A 23483-nucleotide genomic window follows, 5' to 3' on the forward strand; every position below is an offset into this window, starting at 1 on the left:
TGCGTCTGTTTTTTTAACGAGACCGGGCCACACGGCCCTGGAGGCCATTGACACGCACCCGATCGCGAGCATCCCGGCTTACCACCCGCGCAGGAACCAGCCCGAGCCTCCGGCCGTGGCGATGCTCGGCCGGAGGACTGTCGGTGACACTTACTTCCAGGCCCGGCGGCGGTCGTCCGTGGACCTCATCGGGCGGGTCGACTCCCAGACGCGGCGCCAGCGCGCGGCTTCCGGGCCGGTCTGCGACGGGGACGCGCCGATCGCCGCACGACGGCGGGCCTCGTACCAGGTGGTCGATTCCTCGTCGAGGAGGGCCGACACCGCGGCCGAGATGCGGGGCGCGAAGTCGCGGGCGCTCTCACCCTCGGCGGGGCGCAGCGGGTCGCCGTACCGGACGTGCACTGCCGGGCGACCGGGGATCGGCCAGCCGCGGCCGCGCGGCATCGCGGCGAACGAGCCCTTGATCCCGACCGGGATGATCGGCACGTCGTGCTCGACGGCCAGGTACGCCGCTCCCATCCGGAACCGCTGCACCCAGCCGTCCGGTGAGCGGGTGCCCTCCGGGAACACGACGACGTTCCACCCGTCGGCGAGCAGGTCGCCCGGGGTGGAGCTCATCTTGCCGCCGCGGCGCTCGATCGGGAACGTGTTGAACACGATCGCCGAGCCGGCCGCCCGCCACCAGGTGTCGAAGAAGTAGTCGGCGGCGGCCGCGAACGCCGTCTTGCGGCGCATCGCGTCCGGCAGCGACAGCAGCAGCAACGGGGTGTCGAGGTGCGACGAGTGGTTCGCGACGATGATCGCCGGGCCGTCGAGCTTGAGCAGCGAGTCCAGTCCGCTGACCTGCGGGCTGACCTCGAAGTTCAGTACGGCGTTCAGCGGGCCCTTCTGGATCAGGTCCCGGACCGCGATCGCGGCCGGCGTCCGCGCCCACTTGGTCGGGAAGACCGTGGTCTCCTTCGGGATCACGTACGGCTCGGCGGACCGCGGCACCTGCGGGCGCCGGCCCCAGCGCCAGCCGCGCGCGACCTGCTTCACGTCGCGCGCGGTGTCGCGGCCGAACTTCACCAGACTGGTGCCCATCAGCGCACGTCCGCGAGCAGGTGCGGCGGGTTGTGCAGGTAGGTGATCGACGGCGACCGGCCGACCGAGTGGCTGACCATCTCGAGCGCGTCCTGCAGCGTCGACGCGGACCGGAAGCCCATCCGCTCGACGGTCTTGCGGTTCCCGCCGACCCAGACGATGTCGCCGCAGTGGTCCAGCGCGTGCGAGATCCAGTACCACATGTAGAACGGGTGCACGCCGTGGTACGCGTACGACGTCCGGTACAGGTGGATGTACCACGGGTCCTCGGCGTACTGCTTCTCGAACTTCGCCTCGATCGTCGCCGGGTCGGTGCTCTCCGAGAGCACCTCCTCGAAGAAGTCGACGTACGACGGGTGGTGCAGCTGGCTGAACTCGTAGTCGACCGGGTGGTAAAGGATCACCGCGCCGTCCTTGCGGACGACCGGGTTGCCCCGGTACGAGTTGAAGTAGTACCCGAGGCCCATGCAGGCGGCGAGGATCGGGTTCATCACCGAGTTCACGTTGTACGGGCCGATGAACGGCACGCCCATGATCGCGACGTCGGACTGTCCCTGGACCTCGACGAGGTGCTGGCGGTGCACGGCCTCGATCGTCTTCTCGTGCACCGGCTCGATGGCGCCGGCGTTGATCCCGGTCAGGCCGTAGTTCGAGCGGACGTCGGTGAAGATCTTGTGCCGCAGCTTGGCCGGCGCGGCCGCGAGCGCCCGCTTGGTGCCGAGCATCGAGGCCTGGTCCTTGATCGACCACTCCCACTCGCGCTTCTGCAGGAACTCCAGCGGCCCGCCGAAGATGTCGTTGTTCAGCGTGGTCTCGATCTGGAACACCTTGACGTGCTGCGTGAGGATCTCGCCCATCCGCCAGGCGGAGTGGTGCATCTTCGACGCCTTGTGGTCCATGAACGACCGCGAGTGGATCATCGTGTGGCTGTTGTGGTGGTGCTTCAGCGACTTGTACGACGCCAGCCCGATCGAGGTGGACTTGTGGCCACCGTCCATCGCCACCAGGTTCACGTTCACGTAGACGAGCAGGTCGGACTCGGCCGCCCGCTTGGAGATCTCCACGTCCTCGCCGTGCCGGGTCTGACCCAGGTGGGTCAGGTTGTCGGCGTCCTCGGCGTCGAAGTTGTAGAGCTTCCCGTCCGGGAAGAACGACCGGAAGACCCGCTCGCCGACGATCTCGCGCAGCTCGTTCGGGGTCAGCCGGCGGTGCAGCGCGTTCGCCGAGATCAGCTCGACGTCGTCGACACCGGCCTGCGCGGCCAGCTCCAGCACGGCCTCGATGACGCGCTGCCGGATGTCCGGCTTCTTCATCGGGGGCAGCGGCAGCGAGATGTCGTCGAACGCGATCGTCAGCTTCATCCCGGCACGCAGCAGCTCGGGCAGCGGCTCGGAGTCGATCGGGTTCAGCAGCGCGTTCTGGATCGCCTCGTCGACGTCGCGGACAGCGGGCAGCGCCTCGGGCGGGTACACCACGCGGGTGCCTTGCGGGAAACGCTCCAGCAGGAAGCCCTCACCGTTGTGCACCAGCAGCGGCGGCGTCCGGTCGTCCACCTCGAGCACGAAACCTGGCCGGGACATGTCAGAACCTCTCTCGTCGTACGAACTGCATCGTCACTGCCGTCATCACTGCCCTCATGAGGCCCTCACATCGAATGCGACCTTGACTGTTCCCAGTCGGCCGGCGGAGTGCGCGTGGTCGAGCGCCTCGCGCCAGCGGTAGAGCGGGTACCGCGCGCCGACGATCCCGTCCAGCGGGGCGTGACCGGCGAGCTCCAGCGCGGTCTCGAACGCCGGGCGGCCGTTCGGTTCCTCGCGCGCGGAGGCGTACGTGCCGGTGACCTCGAGCTCGCGGAACCACACCGGCGACAGGTCGGCGCCACTGGCCGGCATCCCGGACAGCACCACCCGGCCGCCGGCCTTGGTGACCCGCAGCACGGTGTCGATCGAGTCCTTGCTGCCAACCGCGTCGACCGCGACGTCGACGCCGCCGAGCAGGAACTCGGGAGCGCCGAAGTCCGGCTTCAGCCGGAAGGCACCGGTGGAGCGGCGGACGCCCCGGAACACCTCGTCCGGCGCGACGACATCGCTGGCTCCGAAAGCGCGGGCGAGCTCGCGCTGCTTCGCGTGCTTGGCGACCACGGTGATCCGGCCGGCCTGGGTCAGCTCCCGCAACGCGAGCGTCGCGAACAGCCCGACCGCGCCGGCGCCGCTGACCAGCACCGACTGGCCTGGCTCGACCTTGGCCCGCAGTGCGGCGTGCACCGCACCGGCCAGCGGCTCCACCAGGACCGCGCGCTCGTCGGACATCTCGTCCGGTACGGCGTACAGCTGGCTGCGGTGGGCGACCATCAGATTGCCCCAGCCACCACCGGTGTCCTGGCAGAACCCGGTCTGCAGCCCCGGCGCCACGTGGCCGACCGTGATCCGGTCGCAGCGGTTGGTGTTGCCGGACACGCAGCCCTGGCACGGCTCGACGCCGCGCGCCGCACAGGTCAGGACGCTGTCCATCACTACGCGGGTGCCCTTCGGCAGGTCCTCGCAGTCGTCGAGCAGCTCGCCGACCACCTCGTGGCCCGGGACGAACGGCATCGACACGACGGCCGAGAAGTACAGCTTGGTCGAGCCGGTGACCATGCCAAGGTCCGAGCCGCAGATCCCGGACAGGATCGGGCGGATCCGCGCCCAGCCCTCCCGGTCGGCTTTCGGCTCGTTGATGGTGACGAGGCGCAGCGGCGCGGCCGGCCCGGTGAGGATGCCGGGGATGCGGCCGCCGACCGCCTTGGCCGCCAGGTACTTCGCAGGCGACCGGTACATCTCGAGAGCGAGCATCATCGGGCGTTCACCCCTGGGAGCTCCAGACGGGACGTGGTGGACGAGGTCTTCCAGTCCACGATCTGCCAGCGCGCGGCCCGGGCGGCCCGGAACAGCGATACGTCCGGCGAGACCGCGACCGGGTTGCCGACCACCGACAGCATCGGCAGGTCCGAGTGGCTGTCGGCGTAGGCGTAGGACTTGGACAGATCGATGTTGGTCACCCGGGCGTGGTGCTTGATCCACGCCGCGCGCGACTCGCCGACCAGCGGCGGGCCCGAGAGGAACCCGGTGCAACGGCCGCGGTCGTCGACGGCCAGCTCGGCCGCGACGATCTCGTCGAACAGCGGCTCGAGCGGCCGGGTCAGCGGCCGGACCGCGCCGGTGATCAGGATCGTCTTGTGCCCCGCCGCGCGGTGCTCGCGAATCCGGCGTACGGCGGCACCGCTCAACCGCTCGAGGACGTGCTCCGCGAGGATCTCGTCGACGATCTGGTTCAGTTCCTCCAGGTCCGCGCCGGCGTACCGGCGGTAGATGGTCCGGAGGAAGGTGCCACGGTCCTTGCGCTCGGCCGCGATCAGCTTCGGCAGCTTGCGCAGCATCGCGCCGACCTCGCCGACCCGCTGCGGCCCGTCCAGCTCGGGCAGCCGCATCCACAGGTAGGTCTCGATCACGTTCGACGACAGCAGCGTGCCGTCCATGTCGAACGCCGCGATCACCTGCGAGTCCTGGTTCGGCTCGACCTTCTTGAGCACCCCGGCGGACTCGGCGAGCGCCTTGTTCCGCTTCTTCCGGACGACGTCGAGCCGGCGCATCGACTCGGTGACGCTCGGGCAGTGCAGCTCCTGCAGGTAGTACTGCCAGTCGACGACCGAGGTGTCGCAGGCGAACTTCTCCTTGTCGTCACCCTCGAGCGCGTTGTGCAGAGCGAGCACGTTGTCGTCGATGAACTGCAGCTCGGCCTGCGCGTACTCGGAGTACAGGTCCATGTAGCGGCGCAGGAAGTCCAGACGGCGCTTCTGTACGTCGAGTTCGCGCGCGTACTTGCGGGTCCGCTCGCCGCGCGGGACCCGGGTGATGACCGCGTCCGCGAGCTTGTGCGCGCGTTCGCCGTACCTGAGCATCGTCTCGACCGAGTCGCCGCCGGGGAACTTCCAGACCGGGAGCCGTACGGCGCCGCGCTCGCCCAGGTCGAACGGGTGCTTGGAGAAGTACGCGCGAACCCCGGCGTACAGCTGCTCGAAGGTCAGCGGGTTCCGGGCGCCGGAACCGATGTGGTAGTACTCCGGCTTGCTCAGCTCGGGCTCGGTCGCCATCACCGCGCAGATCGCACCGACCACGTGGTCGACCGGAATGATCTCGATCACCGAGTCCGGCGACGCCGGGAACTCCGGCAGCTCGCCGCGACCGTAGGCCAGGATCAGCGGCTCGGCCATCTTGAAGCCCTCGATCCAGCCCGGGTGCGGACTCTGCACCGCGGACTCGATGATGGCCGGCCGGACGATCGAGGTCGGCAGCGTCGAGGCGAACTCCTCGACGACGCGCTCGCCGAGCGCCTTGGTGAACGTGTAGCAGTCGGTCCAGCCGAGGCTGCGGGCGCGCTCGGTGCCGGTCTCCACCAGCTTCTTCGCGACCCATTCGGTACGGCGCCGCTCGGTGTCGGCCGCGGCGGTCAGGTGACCCGCGCGGCGGTGCAGCTTCTCGGCCTCCTTGCGGAACTTCGCCAGCATCCCCGCGGACCGGGACTGCTCCTCGATCCGGGCCTTCATCGCCATCCCGGCCTCGGCCTCGGTCCGCCAGTCGACGAAGTGGTCGACCGGGGCCTCCGGGATCGCGCCGCGGCGGCGACCGGCCGTGTACGCCGTGGAGATGTGCACGTAGTGCACCGGGCGCCCGGTCTCGACGATCCGCTCGAGCAGGCTCTTGGTGCCGAGCACGTTGGTGTTGAACGCCTCGTGGATCGGCGGGTCGAAGCTGACGTCGCCGGCGCAGTGCACGACGATGTCGAGATCCTTCGGCAGCTCCGGTACGTCGGACAGGTCGCCGTCGATCACCTGGATCCGGGCCGCGGTCAGCGCCTCGGCGTCGGCGTGCTCGGTGCCCTCGCCGTAGAACGGCTTGAAGATGTCCTTCCGGAGCAACTGCGCCATCCGGTCGGTGCCGGTCAGCGAGCCCTTCGGACGGATGATCGCGACCACGGTGGTCCCGGGGAGATCACCGATGATCCGGTGCAGCAGCGCCTCACCGACAAAGCCGGTAACGCCGGTGACCAGGACCTTCTTGTCCTTGAGCTTGTCGGCCAGACTCACTTGTCGCCTCCACGCGTGAGCTCGAGTGCCTCGGTCAGGGTGAACGCGCCGGCGTACAGCGCCTTGCCGACGATGACGCCCTCTACGCCGTCGCCGACCAGCGTGCTGAGCGCGCGCAGGTCGTCGAGGCTGGAGACACCGCCGGAGGCGATGATCGGCTTGTCGGTGCGCGCGCACAGGTCGCGGTACAGATCCAGGTTCGGGCCCTGGAGCATGCCGTCCTTGGTGACGTCGGTGACCACGTACCGCTCGCAGCCGGCCGTTTCCAGCCGGGCGAGTACCTCGTACAGGTCGCCGCCTTCCTTGGTCCAGCCACGGGCCGCCAGCGTGCGGCCGCGGACATCCAGGCCGATCGCGACGCGGTCGCCGTACTGCTGGATGATCCGGTCGCACCACTCCGGGTCCTCGAGGGCGGCGGTGCCGATGTTTACCCGGCGGGCACCGGTGGCAAGCGCAGCTTCGAGGGACTCGTCGTCGCGGATGCCACCCGACAGCTCGACCTGGACGTCGAGCTTGCCGGTCACCTCGGCGAGGAGTTCACGGTTGCTGCCGCGGCCGAACGCCGCGTCGAGGTCGACCAGGTGGATCCACTCCGCCCCGGCGTCCTGCCAGGCCATCGCGGCCGCGAGCGGATCGCCGTACGACGTCTCGCTACCGGCCGCACCCTGCACGAGCCGGACCGCCTGCCCGTCCGCCACATCGACGGCAGGCAGCAGCACCAGGTTCCCTGACCGGGGCGGAGGGGCGGGGATTGAATCGGACACTGACATGGCCCACACCCTAGAGGGCGTTGCTGAGAGAACCGTAACCCGGAGCCCTCCTGAGTCGTTTGAAATCGATCTGTCTCAGCAATACCAGTATAACAAGTGGTCCTACGCCTAGGCTGTCCGCGTGGTGACCGTTGCGGAGCTTGCCGTCGACCCTCATCCGACCCTGGCGCGGATCCGGCCGATCGGCTGGATCGAGCCCCTGAGCTCCTGGGTCGTGACCGGCCGCGCGCTGGCCGTCCAGGTGCTCCGCGATCCCGGGAGGTTCACCGTGGACGATCCGCGATTCTCCACGGCACAGGTCGTCGGGCCGTCGATGCTGTCGCTGGACGGCGTTCCACACAAGGCGCATCGCGATCCGTTCGAGTCCCCCTTCGCTCTGGCCGAGACCCGCCGCCGGTTCACGGAGCCGGTGCAGCAAACGGTCGATGCACTGATGGCCGAGCTGGCGTCACCTGCTGATCTCCGGACCGGACTGGCCGGGCCGTTGTCGGTCGCGGTCGTCGCGCTGTCGCTTGGACTGCCGCCGGCGTCGGCCTCCACCGTGCTCGACTGGTACACGGCGATCTCGACCTCCGTGTCAGGCGTCTCCGCCGGCCAACCGGTCACCGCCGACGGCGCGGCCGCCTTCGCGGAGTTGCACAAGCATGTTGCCGGGGGCATCGACTCCGCCGACTCGCTGCTCGCGGTCGCCGCCCATGCCGGGCTCGGTGTGGACGAGGTGGTCGCGAACGCCGCGGTGTTCATGTTCGGGGGCATCGAGACCACCGAGGGCATGATCACCAATGCGCTCTGGCACCTGCTGACCCATCGCGACCAGCTGGACCTGGTCCTCGCCGATCCGTCGCTGCTCCCGAACGCCATGGAGGAGTCGCTCCGCCTCGAACCGGCCGCCGCCGTCGTCGACCGCTACGCCACCCGCGACATCGAGCTCGCCGGCGCGCAGATCCGTCGCGGCGACATGGTCACCGTGTCACTCGCAGGCGCGGGCCGGGATCCCGAGCTGTTCGAGTCGCCAGACACCTTCGACGTACGCCGGGCCAACGCCCGCCGTCATCTCGCGTTCGCCAGTGGGCCGCACATCTGTCTCGGCATGCACCTGACCCGTCTGGAGACCCTCACCGCGCTGGAAGCAGTCCTTCGCCTTCCGGGTCTCCGGCTGGCCGATGACTCGCCACCGCCGTACGGGCTGGTGTTCCGCAAGCCGGCGGCACTCCGCGTCACCTGGGACGGCTGAGCACCAGCATCGTCGCGGCGTGCACCGGCATCTCGCGCTCCGGATCGCGCTCCGCATCCTGGGCGAACCTCGCGAACCCAGTCTCGACTTCGTCCGTCGGCAGGTGCTCGAACGTCGACAGCGCCCGCAGGCTGATCCGCTCGTAGCTCTCCCGCAGCGTCCGCGGAGTCTCCGCAGTGATCCGTACGACGTCATCGGCCGGCGCGAGCCCTGCCTCGGTCGCGAGCGCTTTCGCCGCGCCGAGCGACAGGTACAACGCGGCGTCGACGTCGCGTGCGGAGGAGAAGTACTCGTACCAGAACAGGTCCGGCATCAGGTCGGAGAACTGGCTGCGCAGGAACGCCACTCCCCCGGGCCGCAACACCCGGCGTACCTCCCGGAGCCCCTGCAGCGGGTCCCGGAAGTGGTGGAAGGACAGGAACATCAGCACCGCGTCGACTGAGGCCTCGGGCAACGGAATGTCCTCGGCGCTGCCCTTCAGGTAGGTCACCCCCGGGTGCGGCGCCTGCTCGGCGGTGTCCCGCATCCGGTCCGACGGCTCCACGCCGTACACCTCGCCCTGGAACTCCGTGGCCAGCCCGGGAGTCAGGCGGCCGGTTCCGCTTCCGAGGTCGAGGACGTCGAGCGGGCGATGCTCCGGGAGATGCGTGGCGAGCGCTGCCGTCCAGCGCCGTACCTCAGCAGCAGGCATACCCCGACCTGCCGCGTACACACTGCCGATCCGACCGTTGTAGTCGACCATGGCACGACACTACCGAGCGGCGGCTGCTCGGTGTGCTCGACCCGCAACGCGACGTACCCGGTGTGCAGGCCGGGCGCGCGGCGGCCGTGGCCGCTCGACGGCGCTCGACTACGGAGTGCTGCTTTTGACATCGGCCGGACGGGAGCACAATGTCGGAATGACGGAGATGGTGGCGGCCTTGGAGACGGCAACGACCCTGGACGAGGTCGGAGAGATCGTCCGGCGGGAGGCTCGGAGCTGCACCGGCGCGCAGGGGGCGACGTTCGTGCTGCGCGAGGAGAACCACTGCTTCTACGCGGACGAGGACGCGATCGCGCCGCTGTGGAAGGGACAACGCTTTCCGATCACGTCCTGTGTCAGCGGCTGGGCCATGCTCCACGACGAGACGGCCGTGATCCCGGACATCTCCGTCGACGACCGGATCCCGCTCGAGGCCTACCTGCCGACCTTCGTCCGCAGCCTCGCGATGGTCCCGGTCGGTTCGCCGACCCCGGTGGCGGCGATCGGAGCGTACTGGTCGCGTCACTACGAGGCCTCGCCCGAGGAAGTCGCCGCGCTCCAGAGCCTGGCGAACCAGACCGCAGCCGCCATTCAACGGATCGGCCTCGACGACGCCCCGTGGGCGCCCACGTTCAGCCGCCGTACCTGATCAGCAGGCGAAACTCAGAAGACGTCGAACCCGAGCCGGACGATCAGGGCCGACACCACCACCAGGAAGATCACCCGGACGAACCGGCTGCCGCGGGCCACCGCGGTCCGGGCGCCGAGCAGGCCGCCGAGCATGTTGGCCGCCCCCATGATCAGCCCGAGACCCCACAGCGGTGCGCCGTGCAGCGCGAACACTGCGATCGCGCCCAGGTTGGTGGCGACGTTGGCGATCTTCGCCTTCGCGCTCGCCTGCAGGAAGTTGTACCCGAGCAGGCCGACCAACGCGAAGATCAGGAACGAACCGGTCCCCGGCCCGACCGCGCCGTCGTAGAACCCGATCAGTACGCCGACCCCGCTCGCCGCGAGGTAATGGTCGCGCCCGTCGAACCGCAGCGCCGTCCGGGCGCCGAGTGACGGCTTCACCGCGGTGTAGATCCCGACCGCCACCAGCAGCACGAGCACGATCGGCTTGAACCACGACATCGGGATCTTGGTCGCCACCAACGCACCGGCCGCGGCCCCCAGGCCGGCCAGGATCGCCAACGGCAGCACCGTCTTACGGTCCGGCCGCACCTTTACACCGAACGTGACCGCGCTGGTCGTCGTACCGCACAACGACGAGATCTTGTTCGTCGACAGGATCTGCGCGGGCGACGCGTTCGGCAGCCCGAGCAGCATCGCCGGCAACTGCAGCAGCCCACCGCCTCCGACCACCGCGTCGATCCACCCCGCCGCGAAGGCCGCGACCACCAGGAACAACAACGTCCACAACGAAACATCAGGCACCGCAGCACGTCCTCACGCCCCGATGATCAGGTAAGGGCGTTGTCCCGCTCAACCATTACACCGCTGACTGAGAGCGACACCACATCCGCACCCGATCAGGCCGGGTGTCTGACACCCGGATCGGCAGAATGGTCTGGTGAAGTTCCTACTGCTGATCCACAACAATGCCGAGGCCCTCGAAGCGTTCACCGAGGAGCAGCTGATCGCGATGTCCGGCGGCCGGGAGCGGGTCGCCGCCACCGCGCGCGAACTGCGGGACAGCGGCGAACTCGTCTCCATCCTCAACCTCGGCGAGTCCCGCGGAATCACCGACGTCGAGTTCGCCGCCGGTACGCCGGTGATCTCCGACCGATCCCTGCTGGAGACGAAGGAGTACCTGGCCGGCGCGCTCGTACTGGACTGCGTGTCGGTCGAGCGAGCGGTGGAGATCGCGGCCCGGATCCCGCTGGTGGAGTTCCGCCGGGTGGAGATCCGCCAGGTGCTGGCCACCGAGCAGGACTTCTTCGCGCAGATCGCCGAGCTGTGAGGCAGACCGCTCGATCTGTGAGGTGCGCTGCGTGAGGTGGGCGGCGTGATGGCGCGCGGCCTGAGGTGGGCGGCGTGACGGGGGCGGAGCTCGAGGGTGCGATGCGGGCTGCGGCGCCGCGGGCGTTGGCGGCGCTGGTCCGGCGGTACGACGCGTTCGACCAGTGCGAGGACGCGGTCCAGGAGGCGTTGCTCGACGCCATCGTGCAGTGGGGCGCGAACGGCGTACCGGAGCAGCCGATCGGGTGGCTGATCAGTGTGGCGTCGCGGCGGATGATGGACGGTTGGCGGCGGGACAACGCGCGGCGGCAGCGCGAGCTGAACGACTTCCTGCGCGCGCCGACCGAGTTCGATCCCGATGAGTACCACGAGGACAGCGACGACACGATCCGGCTGCTCGTGCTGTGCTGCCATCCCGCGCTGACCCCGGCATCGCAGGTCGCACTGACGCTGCGGTCGGTCGGTGGGTTGACGACGGCCGAGGTCGCTGCGGCGTTGCTGGTCGGCGAGAGCACCGTCGCGCAGCGGATCAGCCGGGCGAAGCGGCTCATCCAGGACGCGGGCGCCCGGTTCGAGTTGCCGACAGCCGACGAGTACGACGTACGACTCCGCGCCGTACTGCACGTTCTCTACTTGATCTTCAACGAGGGCCACACGGCGAGCGCCGGTGACGAACTGCAGCGGGTGGACCTCGCCGAGGAGGCGTTGCGGATCACGCGGCTGCTCCAGCACGCCGTCGGTCGATCGGGCGAGGTGACCGGGCTGCTGGCGTTGATGATCCTCACGCACGCCCGCCGCGACGCACGCACCGGCCCCGGCGGGAACCTGATCCCCGCCGACCGCCAGGACCGCTCCCGCTGGTACGCCGACGAGATCGCCGAAGGCACCCGGCTCGTCGAGGAGACCTTGCGCTCCGGCGCCGTCGGGCCGTACCAGCTGGAGGCGGCGATCGCCGCGGTGCACGGCGAGGCGGACTCGGTCGAGACCACCGACTGGGAACAGATCGCCGGCCTCTACCGGATCCTCGAGAAGGTCGACCCGAGTCCGATGGTGACGCTCGGCGCGTCCGTCGCGGTCGCGATGACCGAAGGTCCGGACGCCGGCATCGCGATCGTCGAGGGGCTCGCCGGCGACCGGTACCTCGGCGACCATCACCGCCGGTTGTCGGTCCTCGCGCACCTCCACGAACTCGCCGGCCGCCCGGACCTCGCCCGCGAGAACTACCTCGCGGCCCTCGATCGCACCCGCAACACGGCCGAACAGAACTACCTCCGCGAGCGCATCGCCCACCTCATCAAGTGACGCCGGCCGCCGGTCCACTCCGGCTGCGGCGGAACACTCACCGCGCTCCGGAACACGTGCCCCGGATCGACAGACCGCTTCAACGCGGCGAGCCGGGTGCGGTGAGCCTTCGGATAGCAGAGGTCCACGTCGGCGTCCGTCGGGTCGGACAGGAAGTTCAGGTACGCCCCCTCCGGCCGCAGCGACTTCCACAGCGCGTCGAAGTCGTCAGCTTGCTCGGGCGATCCCATCAACACGGAGTTGATCAAGAACCGCGCATCGCGATGCCCGAACGCGGTCGCGTCCGCCGGCATCGCGCCGTACGCACCACCGAGTGCCCGGACCTCCATCGCCAGCCCCGGAATCCGCGGACGGGCGTCCAGCAGTCGCTGACCGAGATCCGGCGTCCAACGGTCGTAGAACCCGTTGCGGATCCGCGGGCGCATCCCCGGCGGCATCGACATGTCGCTGAACACCTCGGCGTACGGGATCTCGACCACCTTGTCGGTCAGCAACGAACCGAGGTTGCGCAGCGGTTCGAGGACCGCGCCGTCGCCGGTCGCACACACCGCGACCGCGACCGGCACCTGCCGATCGGCCATCATCGTCGGCGCCAACTGCAGCGACGACGTGAGCTCCTCGGGCGCATCGCTCATGTACTCCGCCCACTTCGCGAGCACCTGCTCCGCCTGCGTCCACGGATACAACAGCGTCCCGAAATGCACGGTCTTCTGCGGTACGGCGACGATGTCGTACGACGTGACGACGCCAAGACTTCCCGCTGCGCCACGCAGTCCCCAGAACAGTTCCGGCTCGGTCGCGCTGTCGACCCGGCGTACCGCACCGTCCGCGGTGACGATCTCGGCGGCGACCACGTTGTCGATCGCCAGCCCGTGCTTGCGCACCATCCAGCCGATGCCACCGCCCGCCATCAACCCACCGACACCGACCGCCGCCGTGTCCCCCGACGAAATCGCCAGGCCAACCTTCGCGAGCCGCGCGGCCACCTGACCCCAGGTCGCCCCGGTGCCGATACGGACGACGTTGTCCGGCAGCAACCGCACCTCATCCATCGGCCGTACGTCGATCACGACCCCACCGTCACTCGTCCCGAACCCGGCGGCGTGATGCCCACCGCTGCGCACCGCGATCGGCAGATCCTGCGCCTCGGCGTACCGCAACGCCGCAACCACATCACCGGCCCCCGCACACCGCACCACCACCCGCGGCCGCCCCTCAGCCGTCAACACCCGCCCGGCCTCGGCGAGCCCCGCATCCCCGCCGGCGAGCACTTCCCCCACCACAACCCCACGAAGCCCATCCAGCCCACCCCGAGCCACCACAGATTCCCTCATCACAACTCCCTAGCTCCAGACGCCCCCACGGCGCCTCACCCAGGGATCGAAACCACCCCCCACCCCTCGACATCCCCCACCAAACAAATTTCCACCAGCCCCACGCCACACCCGAGATGTGCCGGACATCTAAGACCGTCTGCTCGACGTCGGCATGGTGCGGACCGCGTTCACCGACCGGCACTGAGCACAGGCGCCGAGCACTGTGAACAAGCAATACCAAGCGCCCAGTCCCCACGGCCTATCCACGGTCTCCAAAGCAGTCCCACACACAGCCGAATCAGCCCAAGAATTCGCCGACTCGTGGAACCCGGTCCAACCGCCACACCTCAGGCTGCAAGTGCGACGAGCCGACGCCGGGAACCGCGCGAAGCAAGCCGACTGCTGCACAACCGAGCGCGGCGAACCGAGCGCCGTACAGCAGGTGCCGCGAACCGTGCACCGGCGAGGCGAGCGGCCGCTGGTTGCCGAGTCGTGGGGATCGGTCGTGTTCCGACAGCCACGAGTCACGACTCGCGATTCGCTAGACCCGCCAAACGCCACGACTCGATGCCGAGCGCTCCGCTAAACGGGCGCCGCGAAACGTGCACCGGATCGGTCCGAGGCGAGCTCCGCGTGACGGGATCAGCCAGACCCAGGTCGGTGTTCATGGATCGGCGCGATGCGGGGTCTGTGCACTCAGATGCGCGCGCGCCCAGGTCTATGCACCCGGAGCAGCTCGGGCCGGGGTCCGTGGATCCGGATCGGCTCGAGCTGCGCGGGTTTGAAGGTGAGTGGTCGCCGCCCCGCTCGCGCTGGGCGGCGGGCAGGTCAGTTGCGGACGGTGGTGACCAAGTGGTTGACGACGTCTGCGACTGGGATGTCGGAGCGGGTGCCGGTGCGGCGGTCTTTGACCTCGATGGTGCCTTCGGCGAGGCCCTTGCCGACGACGGCGATGGTGGGGACGCCGAGCAGTTCGGCGTCCTTGAACTTGACGCCGGGCGAGACCTTCTCGCGGTCGTCGTAGATGACGGTGAGGCCGCGGGACTCGAGTTCGGCGGCGATCTCGGCGGCCTTCGCGAAGACCTCCGGGTCCTTGCCGGTGGCAACCAGGTGTACGTCGGCCGGCGCGATCTCGCGGGGCCAGACGAGGCCGAGCTCGTCGTGGTTGCCTTCGGCGATCGCGGCGACGGCGCGGGTGACGCCGACGCCGTACGAGCCCATGGTGACGGTGACGAGCTTGCCGTTCTGGTCGAGGACCTTGAGGTCGAGCGCGTCGGCGTACTTGCGGCCGAGCTGGAAGATGTGGCCCATCTCGATGCCGCGCGCGGTCTCCAGCTGGCCGGAGCCGTCGGGGGCCTGGTCACCGTCGCGGACCTCGGCGGCCTGGATCGTGCCGTCCGCGGTGAAGTCGCGCCCGTGCACCAGGTTGATGATGTGGAACCCGGACTTGTCCGCGCCGGTCACCCACGCCGAACCCTCAGCGACCCGCGGGTCGAGCAGGTAGCGGATGCCGGACGTGTTCTCCTTGCCCAGTACGCCGGGGCCGATGTACCCCTTCGCCAGCGCCGGGTGCTTCTCGAAGTCGGCCTCCTCGAAGGCCGCGATCTCGGCGGGCTCCATCTGCGCGCCGAGCCGCTTCTCGTCGATCGCCCGGTCGCCGGGAACGCCGATCGCGAGCGGCTCGCGCGAGCCGTCCGGGTGCACGAGCATCACGAGCACGTTCTTCAGCGTGTCGGCCGCGGCCCACTCGCGCCCGTCGGTGCGCGGGTGCTTCGCGTTCAGCGCGTCGACCAGGGTGTCGATGGTGGGCGTGTCCGGCGTGTCCACGACCTCGGCGGCGGGTACGGCGGACGCGTCGACGGCCGCCGCCTGCGGAACCACGACCGCCTCGACGTTCGCGGCGTACCCACCGGGCGAGCGGACGAAGGTGTCCTCGCCGTTCTCCGCGATCGCCAGGAACTCCTCGGACCGGGATCCGCCCATCGCGCCGGACATCGCCTGCACGATCACGTAGTCGAAACCGAGCCGGTCGAAGATCTTGATGTAGGCGTCGCGGTGCTTCTCGTACGACGTGGCGAGGCCCTCGTCGTCGACGTCGAAGGAGTACGAGTCCTTCATCACGAACTCGCGCCCGCGCAGCACGCCGGCCCGCGGCCGCGCCTCGTCGCGGTACTTGTTCTGGATCTGGTAGATCGACAGCGGCAGGTCCTTGTACGACGAGTACAGGTCCTTCACGACGAGGGTGAACATCTCCTCGTGCGTCGGACCGAGCAGCATGTCGGCGCCCTTGCGGTCCTTCAACCGGAAGATGTTCGGCCCGTACTCCGTCCAGCGGCCGGTGGCCTCGTAGGGCTCGCGGGGCAGCAGCGCCGGGAACACCAGCTCCTGCGCGCCGATCGCGTCCATCTCCTCACGGACGATCCGCTCGACGTTGCGCAGCACCCGCAGACCCAGCGGCAGCCAGGTGTAGATGCCGGGCGCGGCCCGCCGGATGTACCCGGCGCGGACGAGCAGCTTGTGGCTCGGGACCTCCGCGTCCGCCGGGTCCTCGCGAAGCGTGCGGAGGAACAACGACGACATACGCAAAATCACGGGAGTCTCCAAGCGTGCAAAAGTCGAAATCAGGACGTCACAGAGAATATCTGTCCGCCGGACATGGTCTCACCACGTTATCCACAAGGCCACACCGGCTACACCTCGCGGGAGGCCTTCAGCGCCCACCGGATCAACGGAATCTGCAGCGGCAACCGTGCGAAAGCGATTGCCTGCGCCCCCGGCGAGCCTTTTCGCCGCAGGTCCGCGGCCACCTGGACGTTCGCCGGGAACACCGCGACCAGCAGCCCCGCGCTCGCCAGCCCGGCCAACCGCCGCGTCCGCGGGTGCAGCAGCCCGGCCGCGCAGGCCAACTCCGCGACACCGGAGGCGTACACGAGTTCTTTCTTGCGGGGCAGCACCTTCGGCACGATCTTCTCGAACGGCTCGGGTTTGGCGAAATGCAGCGCCCCGAGGACCCCGAAAAGAACGGCCAGACCCTTCGTGCTTCGCGATGGCATGGGCCGGAGCTTAGAACAAGATCGTCGCGAAGGTCTCGATCGTGCGGAAGCCGACGCGTTCGTACGCCGCCCGCGCGGGCAGGTTGAACGCGTTCACGTAAAGCGTCACGACCGGCGCGATCTGCCGCGCCAGTTCGACCACGGCCGCCATCCCCGGCGCGGCCAGCCCTCGGCCGCGGTACTCCGGATCCACCCAGACCCCCTGGATCTGGCAGACCCCGGTGCCGACCGAGCCGACCTCGGCCTTGAACACGACCCGCCCGCCCTCGATCCGCGCGAACGCCCGCCCGGTCCGGATCAGCTCCGCCACCCGGGACCTATAGAACGTCCCGTCCGGCCCGGTCTGCGGCGGTACGCCGACCTCCTCGGTGTACATCGCCACGCACGCCGGGTACAGGATCGGCAGCTCGACCGGTTCCACCGCCCGGACCAGCGGATCGGGCGTGACCGACGGCGACCCGTCGATCACCATGAACGGCTGGTCGTCACGCACCTCGCGCGCCGGTCCCCACTGCGGCTCGAGGATCTCCCACAGCTGCGCGACCGCCCGCGCCTGGCCGAGGATCTGGAAACAGTTCCGCCCGCGCCGCATCGCGTACGCCGCGAACGCCCGCAGCGCGGCATCGTCCGCACCGACAGGCACCATGTTGCCGCCCGCGTGGCACAGCGCCTCGAGCGCGCCCTTCTCGACGTACCCCCAGACCTCGGCACCACGCCGCGGGTCGAGCCCGGACGCCTGCACGAGGCTGTCCACGAACACGTTCACCACCGGATCGCGAGCGATGACCGCGCGCGCCGCCGCGAGGTCACGAGGACCGAGAACCCGTACGCCCACGCGCAGAACCTAGCGGATGACCCGGGCTCCCGTATGCAACGGGGCCGACTCAGCCGACCCCGACATCCTCACCGGCATCCTCACCGGCATCGGCACCGGCATCGGCACCGGCCGCGATCCGGCGCAGCGGCGAGGTCCAGGCGACCACGACTCCGGCGAATCCGCACAGGCCCATCAGTACCATCCCGGTCCGCGGTCCGAAGGCGTTGCCGAGCACTCCGCCGACCACCGAACCCAACGTCCACCCGACGCCCCACGACAGCATCCGGCCCGCTGTGTTGACCCGGCCGAGCAGGTTCTCCGGTGTCACCTGCTGGCGGTACGACACCGCGTTCACGATCACCAGCACGTACGCCGAACCCCAGACGAGCAACGCCAGCGCGGCCACGACCCAGTGCGGCGACAGCGGCGCCAACACACCGAGCAACGCCGAGACCGGTAACGCGTAGAGCGTGATCGCGGCGGGCGAGACGCGCTTCAGCAACCGCGGCAGGCTGAGTGCCGCGATCAGACCGCCGATCCCCCACGTTCCCCAGACGAGTCCGAACCGAAGTCCCGACGTACCGACGTGCAGGACGCGGTCGCACCAGACCACGATCAGCGCCATGAACCCACCGCCGGCGAACGACTGCACGCTGCCGACGATCGTCATCGTGCGGACGCCGGCGTGCCGGACCAAGTAGCGCAGTCCGTCGCGGATGTCGTTCAGTACCACCCGCGGGCGCAGCGGCGGCCGCCCGTCGCGCGCCTCCGACATCACCCGCACGATCCCGCGCACGGCGAACGCGGACGCCGCGAAACTCAGCGCATCGAGCGTCAGCAGACTCGCCGGATCCAAAACGGCAAGGAGCAGACCGGTCAGCGGCGGCACGAACAGTTCGATCAGACTCGACGCGGTCCAGACGGCCGAGTTGGCCTGCGCGACCCGCGCCCGGCCGACCAGCACCGGCAACGCGCCGAAGTTCGCACCGTCGAAGAAGGTGTAGACGGCCTGCACCGTGAATGCGACCACCAGCACCTGCGCGACCGTCAGCACGCCGAGCAGATGCGCGACCGGCACCGACCCGACCAGTACCGCGTTCACGGTGTCCGCGGCGACCATCACCCGTCGCCGGTTCCACCGATCGGCGAGCGCACCGGCGAACAAACCAGCCAGCAGGTACGGCGCCGACTCCAGCGCAGTCACCACCGCGGTGAGCACCGTCGAGCCGCTGAGCCGGTACACCAGCACGGGCAGCGCGATCGCCGTCACCATCGACCCGGTCACCGACAACGCACGAGCCAACCAGTACCGCCGGAAGTCCGGATCGTCGCGCAGCCGCTCAGGCGCCCCCGTCGTCATGACGGGCATGATCCAACCTCACGTGGGCTGGAGGTCAAGCCCCATCCACATCCCGCACCCAGATCCCGATCGGCCGTACAACTCATCCGTGCACCACCACGAGCCGGCCGTCGGGGTCGGTGATCTCCAGACCGGCCTCGGTGCGCGTGACCTGAAGATCGCCCAGGCGGCTCCGCACCTCGTCCAGATCCTCGGTCGTCGTCAGGTCGAGACGAACGGTGAACGCGCCTTCGGCCGAGCCGAACAGCGCGGTCGCATCCGTCCCGACCGCTTGGAAGAAGGTGCGCCACGCGGTCTCGTCGGCGCCGGTCAGGTACGGCGTGACTGACCAGCGCGCGTCAGGACTCGCGTCGTGGAACTTGTAGCCGTAGAGGTCCTCGCTGCGTTCGTCGACCCAGATCACGGCCGCGTCGGGGCCGGTCACCGACAACACTCGCCCGTACGCCTCGTCGAAGACCGTCGCGTCCTCGAACCCGGCCTGCTCCAGCCGATCCCGCAGCTGGTCGATCTCGTCGGCTTCGAACGACAGCGTCGTCTGCCCAGGCTGCCCGCCGGTCGAACTCGACGCCGCGTCGTGCAACGCGACCATCCCGCGACCGGTCAGCATGTCGACCCAGCCGCCGCGCTCGGACTCGATCCGCGACCGCAACCCCAGCGTCTCCAGAAACACCTGCATCGCATCGACATCGGCCGTGAACCGCAACGGCCTGATCACCACGTCGTTCATCCTCGCGCCTCCCCATGGTTGTCCAGGTACTCCGCCAGCGCCTGCTCGACCAGCGCGGACAGACTCGCGGCCTCGTCGATCGCCTTGTGCTTCACCCGCCGCACCAGCTCGGGCGGCAGATACACGTTGAACTGCACCTTCTTGCCACCGTCATCAGCCATGGCTATATTGCTAGCATCCTAGACAGCTAACCGTCAACCGAGAGGGAGCTCCGACGATGAACCTCCGCTTCGACCACATGGGCCTGCTCAGCCGCACCCGCGAGCAGAACCAGGACCTGGCCGACTTCTTCGGCGGCGTCCTCGGCCTCGAGATCACCGGCACCGCGAACGAGGGGTACGCCGAGGTGAAGGCCGGCGCAATGACCATCGCGCTGCACACCGGCGCGATGGTCGACGACTTCGGCGCGATCGGCGGGACGCTCCTGCAGTTCAGCAGCGACGACGTCCGCGCCGACATCGAGGAGATCCGCCGCCGCGGCGGCACCATCGCGCTCGAGCCGACCGACACCGATTGGGGCACCACCTCGGCGTACGTCGCCGGCCCCCACGGCGTGCTGGTCGAGCTCTACAAGTTCAACCAGCCGCAGTAGTCAGTCGGCAGTTCGACAGGTAGTGCACCGGCGAGACGCTGTACACGCAGGCCCGGTCACGCTCAACTGCACTACCCAGGCAGCTGACACCTCCTGTCGAAATGCAGATCTACGACAACCCTGCCTGCTTTCGGGGACCAGGGCGGGCGGTGCGGCTGGGCCGGATCACACGGCGGCGAGCAGGGCGTCGTCGATCTCTTTCAGGAGTTTGGCTTTCGGCCGGGCGCCGACGACGGACCAGATCATCTCGCCGTGGTGGAAGAGGATCAGGGTCGGCAGGGCCATCACGCGGTAGCGGGCGGAGACGGCCGGGTTCTCGTCGGAGTTGAGTTTCACGACGGTCAGCTGTTCGTTGCGGTCGGCACCAATCTGTGCCAGCACCGGGGCGATCTGATGGCAGGGCGGGCACCACTCGGCCCAGAAGTCCACGAGTACGGGCTTCGCGGAGCGCAGTACCACCTCGTCGAAGGTTGCCTCGTCGACGGTCAGCAGATCAGTCATCGTTGGTTCCTCCAGCTCTCGGCATCGGTCAGGAGGTCGGTCAGCCGGGCCCGCAGGTCGGTGAGCTCGGCGATCCGCCGGTCCACCTCCGCGATCCGCGTCCGGTACGCCGTCAGCGACGCCGGGCACACGTCGGCGCGCGCATTGCCGGCTCGCAGGCACTCGATGAACGGGTACGTCTGCTCCGCGGTCAGCCCGAGACTCAGCAACGCCTTCACCTCACGCACCACGACCACGTCGTCCGCCTCGTACGCCCGGTAGCCGTTGGCCTCCCGGCGCGGCTTGAGCAGGCCTTGCGCCTCGTAGTACCGCACCGCCTTGACCGTCACACCGGCCTCGGCCGCCAGATCGCTGATCCGCATCCCGCCTCCTTCACCGACGACGCTAAACCTTGACCCCGGGGTCAAGGTCAAGCCAGCTTAATCAGTGACCGCGGAATGCTTCCTCCAACCACCACGACGGATGATCGGCGACCACTTTCGCGTCCACGAGCATCGGGGCGGAGCGCGGACCGCGCAGCCAGTCCTCGACCGCGGCGAGGTCGGCGACGGTGCGAACGGTCGCCGCCTCGAAGCCGTAACCCCGGCCGATGGCGGCGATGTCGGTCGGAGGGAACGTGACCGTGTCCATCCGCTGCCCGCCGAAGTGGTGTACCTCGGCGCCGTACTCGTCGTCGTTGTACACCACCACCAGCATCGGCAGACCGAGCCGGCGTACCGTGTCGAGCTCCGCGGCGCTCATCAGCGCACCCCCGTCGCCGAGCGCGGCGACCGGGAGCCGGTCCGGTTGTGCCAGCGCCGCCCCGATCGCGGTGGCGAGCCCAAGCCCGATCGACTGGAACGCCTGGGTGAAACACATCCCGTTCTCGTCCGGTACGTCGAGGTAGGCGCTCGGGTAGCCCATGAAGTTCCCGGAGTCGACGGCCAGTACGCGTTCGTCCGGGAGTACGTCGTCCAGCGCGATGCTGAGCGTCCGCGGGTCGATGCGGTCCGCCGTACTCGTGTCGTCGTAGTCGACGTCCCGCCAACGCACGCTACCGATGTCGATGGTGCGATAGCCGGGTCGTTGCTCGCTCAGAGCGTCGAGGGTCAGCGTGGCGGTGCGGTCGACGTCGCCGGTGATGCCCAGGTGGATCTCGCGGTGGAGACCGAGTGCGGAGGCGTCGTCGTCGACCTGGACGACTGTCGCGTCCGGTCCGATCAGTTGGCCGTGGCGCATCGTCCACATGTTCAGCGCGCAGCCCCAGCCGACGATCAGGTCGGCGCCACGGATCAGCTCGGCGGTGCGTGGTGAGGCGAAGCCGCCGGAGATGCCGAGCGACCACGGGTTGCCGTGGAACAGCCCGTGCGCGACCGCCGACGTCGCGAGCAACGCGCCACACCGTTCCGCCAACTCTTCCAGCGGTTCCCGCGATCCACGAGCGCCCCGACCGGCGACGAACACAGGTCTGGAGGCACGCCTCAACAGGTCGACCAGAGCATCGACGTCGTCCGGAACCACGGCGTCCCGAGCGGGCGGCGGCTCCACCGCATGCTCTTCAGTCTCCAATGCCTGCAAGGACAGCGGGACGTTCAGGAGTACGGTTCGGCGCTCGCGAACGGCGGTCGCCACGGCCCCGACCGCCTCGGCCACCGCCGTCTCCGCCGACGTGATGCGCAGCGGCACCGCACCCACCGAACGGGCCAGTGCGTCCTGGTCAACAAAGAAGTTCGAGCGCGGCTCGGTGGCTTCGGCCGCCAGCACGACCATCGGCGTACGGCTCTTCGCGGCCTCGGCGATCCCGGTCATCGCATTCGTCAGACCGCAGCCCTGGTGGACCGACAGCGCGGCGACCGTTCCACTAATCCGCGCGTACGCGTCGGCCATCGTCGCTGCGCCGCCCTCGTGCCGCGCGGCGACGAATCGCGCGCCGGCGGCCAGCATCGCGTTGGTCAGGTGGAAGTTGCCGGACCCGACGACACCGAACACCTGGCGGATCCCCGCGTCGGCCAACGCGCGGCCAACCGCGGCCGCGACGTTCACCGGCGTTCGACCAACGCGAGCACCCGAGCCGGGGCGCCGGATCCACTCACGATCGGCAAGGGTCCGGCGATCACCACGGCACCGGTCGGCGGCAACTGATCGAGATTCTGCAGCTGCGTCAGCCCGTACTTGTCGCTGCCCATCAGGTACGAATGGCACGGGAACGGCGGGTCGAACGAGTGCGCCTTGCCCGCGTCGGTGCCGACGGTCTCGACCCCCATGCCGAGTACTGGCGTCTCCTGTGCGACCCACCGGGCGCACTCGGGTGACAGGCCGGGTGTGTGCGGCCCGTTCTCGTCGGCGTTGAGGAACGCCTCCTGTGAATGGGAGTGCGCACTCCACCCGGTGCGGACGAACAGCCAGCCGCCGTCCGGCAGCGGCACGTTGTCCGCTTCCCAGGCCTGGATGTGGTCGATCTCGACGAGGAAGTCGGGGTTCTTCGCGACCTCGGCGGTGAAGTCGAGTACGACGGCCGGCGCGATCAGCCGCTGCGCCGGCACCGAGGCGACGTCGGCGAGATCCTTGCCGGTCACCCAGTGGTTCGGTGCGTCGAAATGGGTGCCGGTGTGTTCGCCGCTGGTGAAGTTGTTCCAGTACCAGGCCGGCCCGCGATCGTCGTACCGGCTGATCTCCTCGAGCTCGAACCGCGCCGTCTGCCCGAACTCCGGCGGCAGCTGGATCACCGGCGTCGACGCGCTCAACGGCGAGGTCAGGTCGACGATCTCGACCGACCCGTCGGCGAGGGCTGCGACCAGTACGGACAAGGGCGACGAGTCAGTCATCCCGACCTCCAGGAGTGGCGTACGAAGCACCTGAAACTAAGCCGCCGACCAACCCCCCGTAAAGCATCCCACCGACTCTTGATACCACCCACAGGTCGCGC

At 69.2% G+C, this 23483-nt stretch carries 23 protein-coding genes; 5 read left to right on the top strand and 18 right to left on the bottom strand.

From position 1 onward, the window contains the following. Positions 1-150 precede the first annotated feature (150 nt). Genes ACWGID_RS03765 through priA form a run of 5 tightly spaced genes read right to left on the bottom strand, consistent with a single transcriptional unit; the run spans position 151 to position 6975 of the window. Positions 151-1083 (bottom strand): lysophospholipid acyltransferase family protein, encoded by a 933-nt coding sequence (locus ACWGID_RS03765; RefSeq protein ID WP_452194118.1) that lies wholly within the window; start codon positions 1081-1083, stop codon positions 151-153. Further along, positions 1083-2663 (bottom strand): lactate racemase domain-containing protein, encoded by a 1581-nt coding sequence (locus tag ACWGID_RS03770; protein WP_452194119.1) that lies wholly within the window; start codon positions 2661-2663, stop codon positions 1083-1085. The genes ACWGID_RS03765 and ACWGID_RS03770 overlap by 1 nt, the downstream gene beginning before the upstream one ends. Before the next feature lie 54 nt (positions 2664-2717). Then, on the bottom strand, positions 2718-3917 hold the full coding sequence (locus tag ACWGID_RS03775) for a zinc-dependent alcohol dehydrogenase (protein WP_452194121.1): 1200 nt from the start codon (positions 3915-3917) through the stop codon (positions 2718-2720). Beyond that, positions 3914-6205, bottom strand: coding sequence for an HAD-IB family hydrolase (locus ACWGID_RS03780; RefSeq protein WP_452194123.1), 2292 nt, complete (start codon positions 6203-6205; stop codon positions 3914-3916). The genes ACWGID_RS03775 and ACWGID_RS03780 overlap by 4 nt, the downstream gene beginning before the upstream one ends. Beyond that, a complete protein-coding gene (priA, locus tag ACWGID_RS03785; RefSeq protein ID WP_452194125.1) occupies positions 6202-6975 on the bottom strand; it encodes a bifunctional 1-(5-phosphoribosyl)-5-((5-phosphoribosylamino)methylideneamino)imidazole-4-carboxamide isomerase/phosphoribosylanthranilate isomerase PriA in 774 nt (257 codons plus the stop codon). The genes ACWGID_RS03780 and priA overlap by 4 nt, the downstream gene beginning before the upstream one ends. Before the next feature lie 121 nt (positions 6976-7096). On the opposite strand from priA, the gene ACWGID_RS03790 reads away from it, so the two are divergent. Next, entirely contained in the window at positions 7097-8209 is a 1113-nt protein-coding gene (locus tag ACWGID_RS03790) for a cytochrome P450 (protein WP_452194127.1), read from the top strand. On the opposite strand, the gene ACWGID_RS03795 is transcribed toward ACWGID_RS03790, so the two are convergent. After that, entirely contained in the window at positions 8193-8951 is a 759-nt protein-coding gene (locus ACWGID_RS03795) for a class I SAM-dependent methyltransferase (protein ID WP_452194128.1), read from the bottom strand. The genes ACWGID_RS03790 and ACWGID_RS03795 overlap by 17 nt on opposite strands. Positions 8952-9108: 157 nt before the next feature. On the opposite strand from ACWGID_RS03795, the gene ACWGID_RS03800 reads away from it, so the two are divergent. Further along, positions 9109-9600, top strand: a complete 492-nt coding sequence (locus ACWGID_RS03800) for a GAF domain-containing protein (protein ID WP_452194130.1) — start codon at positions 9109-9111, stop codon at positions 9598-9600. A gap of 14 nt (positions 9601-9614) precedes the next feature. Here the strand turns inward: ACWGID_RS03800 and ACWGID_RS03805 are convergent, their stop codons facing one another. Continuing rightward, a complete protein-coding gene (locus tag ACWGID_RS03805) occupies positions 9615-10385 on the bottom strand; it encodes a sulfite exporter TauE/SafE family protein (RefSeq protein ID WP_452194132.1) in 771 nt (256 codons plus the stop codon). A gap of 136 nt (positions 10386-10521) precedes the next feature. Between ACWGID_RS03805 and ACWGID_RS03810 the strand changes: the two genes are divergently transcribed. Together ACWGID_RS03810 and ACWGID_RS03815 are read left to right on the top strand one after the other, a co-directional pair. After that, on the top strand, positions 10522-10911 hold the full coding sequence (locus ACWGID_RS03810) for a YciI family protein (protein WP_452194134.1): 390 nt from the start codon (positions 10522-10524) through the stop codon (positions 10909-10911). Between the two features lie 74 nt (positions 10912-10985). Continuing rightward, complete coding sequence (locus tag ACWGID_RS03815; protein WP_452194135.1) at positions 10986-12212, top strand: RNA polymerase sigma factor; 1227 nt, start codon at positions 10986-10988, stop codon at positions 12210-12212. On the opposite strand, the gene ACWGID_RS03820 is transcribed toward ACWGID_RS03815, so the two are convergent. From ACWGID_RS03820 to ACWGID_RS03850, 7 genes are all read right to left on the bottom strand, one after another. Next, positions 12176-13546, bottom strand: coding sequence for an FAD-binding oxidoreductase (locus ACWGID_RS03820; RefSeq protein WP_452194137.1), 1371 nt, complete (start codon positions 13544-13546; stop codon positions 12176-12178). The genes ACWGID_RS03815 and ACWGID_RS03820 overlap by 37 nt on opposite strands. A gap of 810 nt (positions 13547-14356) precedes the next feature. Next, positions 14357-16120: a proline--tRNA ligase gene (locus tag ACWGID_RS03825; RefSeq protein ID WP_452194139.1), complete on the bottom strand. Its 1764-nt coding sequence runs from the start codon at positions 16118-16120 to the stop codon at positions 14357-14359. Positions 16121-16218: 98 nt separating this feature from the next. Then, positions 16219-16581, bottom strand: a complete 363-nt coding sequence (locus tag ACWGID_RS03830) for a DoxX family protein (RefSeq protein WP_452194140.1) — start codon at positions 16579-16581, stop codon at positions 16219-16221. 10 nt (positions 16582-16591) lie between these two features. Continuing rightward, positions 16592-17416, bottom strand: a complete 825-nt coding sequence (locus ACWGID_RS03835; protein WP_452194142.1) for a GNAT family N-acetyltransferase — start codon at positions 17414-17416, stop codon at positions 16592-16594. A 49-nt stretch (positions 17417-17465) separates the two neighbouring features. Next, a complete protein-coding gene (locus ACWGID_RS03840) occupies positions 17466-18758 on the bottom strand; it encodes an MFS transporter (protein WP_452194144.1) in 1293 nt (430 codons plus the stop codon). Between the two features lie 82 nt (positions 18759-18840). Further along, positions 18841-19485, bottom strand: a complete 645-nt coding sequence (locus tag ACWGID_RS03845; RefSeq protein WP_452194145.1) for a VOC family protein — start codon at positions 19483-19485, stop codon at positions 18841-18843. Beyond that, positions 19482-19646 carry a ribbon-helix-helix domain-containing protein gene (locus ACWGID_RS03850; protein WP_452194147.1) on the bottom strand — a complete coding sequence of 55 codons (165 nt, stop codon included), beginning with the start codon at positions 19644-19646 and terminating at the stop codon, positions 19482-19484. The genes ACWGID_RS03845 and ACWGID_RS03850 overlap by 4 nt, the downstream gene beginning before the upstream one ends. Positions 19647-19702: 56 nt before the next feature. Between ACWGID_RS03850 and ACWGID_RS03855 the strand changes: the two genes are divergently transcribed. Continuing rightward, entirely contained in the window at positions 19703-20077 is a 375-nt protein-coding gene (locus ACWGID_RS03855) for a VOC family protein (RefSeq protein WP_452194149.1), read from the top strand. Positions 20078-20242: 165 nt separating this feature from the next. On the opposite strand, the gene trxA is transcribed toward ACWGID_RS03855, so the two are convergent. The 4 genes from trxA to ACWGID_RS03875 form a co-directional block, all read right to left on the bottom strand. Continuing rightward, the gene (gene trxA / locus ACWGID_RS03860; protein WP_452194151.1) at positions 20243-20578 is read right to left on the bottom strand and encodes a thioredoxin; all 336 of its coding nucleotides are present in this window, start codon (positions 20576-20578) and stop codon (positions 20243-20245) included. Next, the gene (locus tag ACWGID_RS03865; RefSeq protein WP_452194152.1) at positions 20575-20940 is read right to left on the bottom strand and encodes a MerR family transcriptional regulator; all 366 of its coding nucleotides are present in this window, start codon (positions 20938-20940) and stop codon (positions 20575-20577) included. The genes trxA and ACWGID_RS03865 overlap by 4 nt, the downstream gene beginning before the upstream one ends. Before the next feature lie 61 nt (positions 20941-21001). Then, positions 21002-22600 carry a thiamine pyrophosphate-binding protein gene (locus tag ACWGID_RS03870; protein WP_452194154.1) on the bottom strand — a complete coding sequence of 533 codons (1599 nt, stop codon included), beginning with the start codon at positions 22598-22600 and terminating at the stop codon, positions 21002-21004. Next, positions 22597-23382, bottom strand: coding sequence for a cyclase family protein (locus ACWGID_RS03875; RefSeq protein ID WP_452194156.1), 786 nt, complete (start codon positions 23380-23382; stop codon positions 22597-22599). Before ACWGID_RS03875 ends, ACWGID_RS03870 begins: the two co-directional genes overlap by 4 nt. Positions 23383-23483: the final 101 nt, after the last annotated feature.

Source organism: Kribbella sp. NPDC054772 (assembly GCF_053611945.1).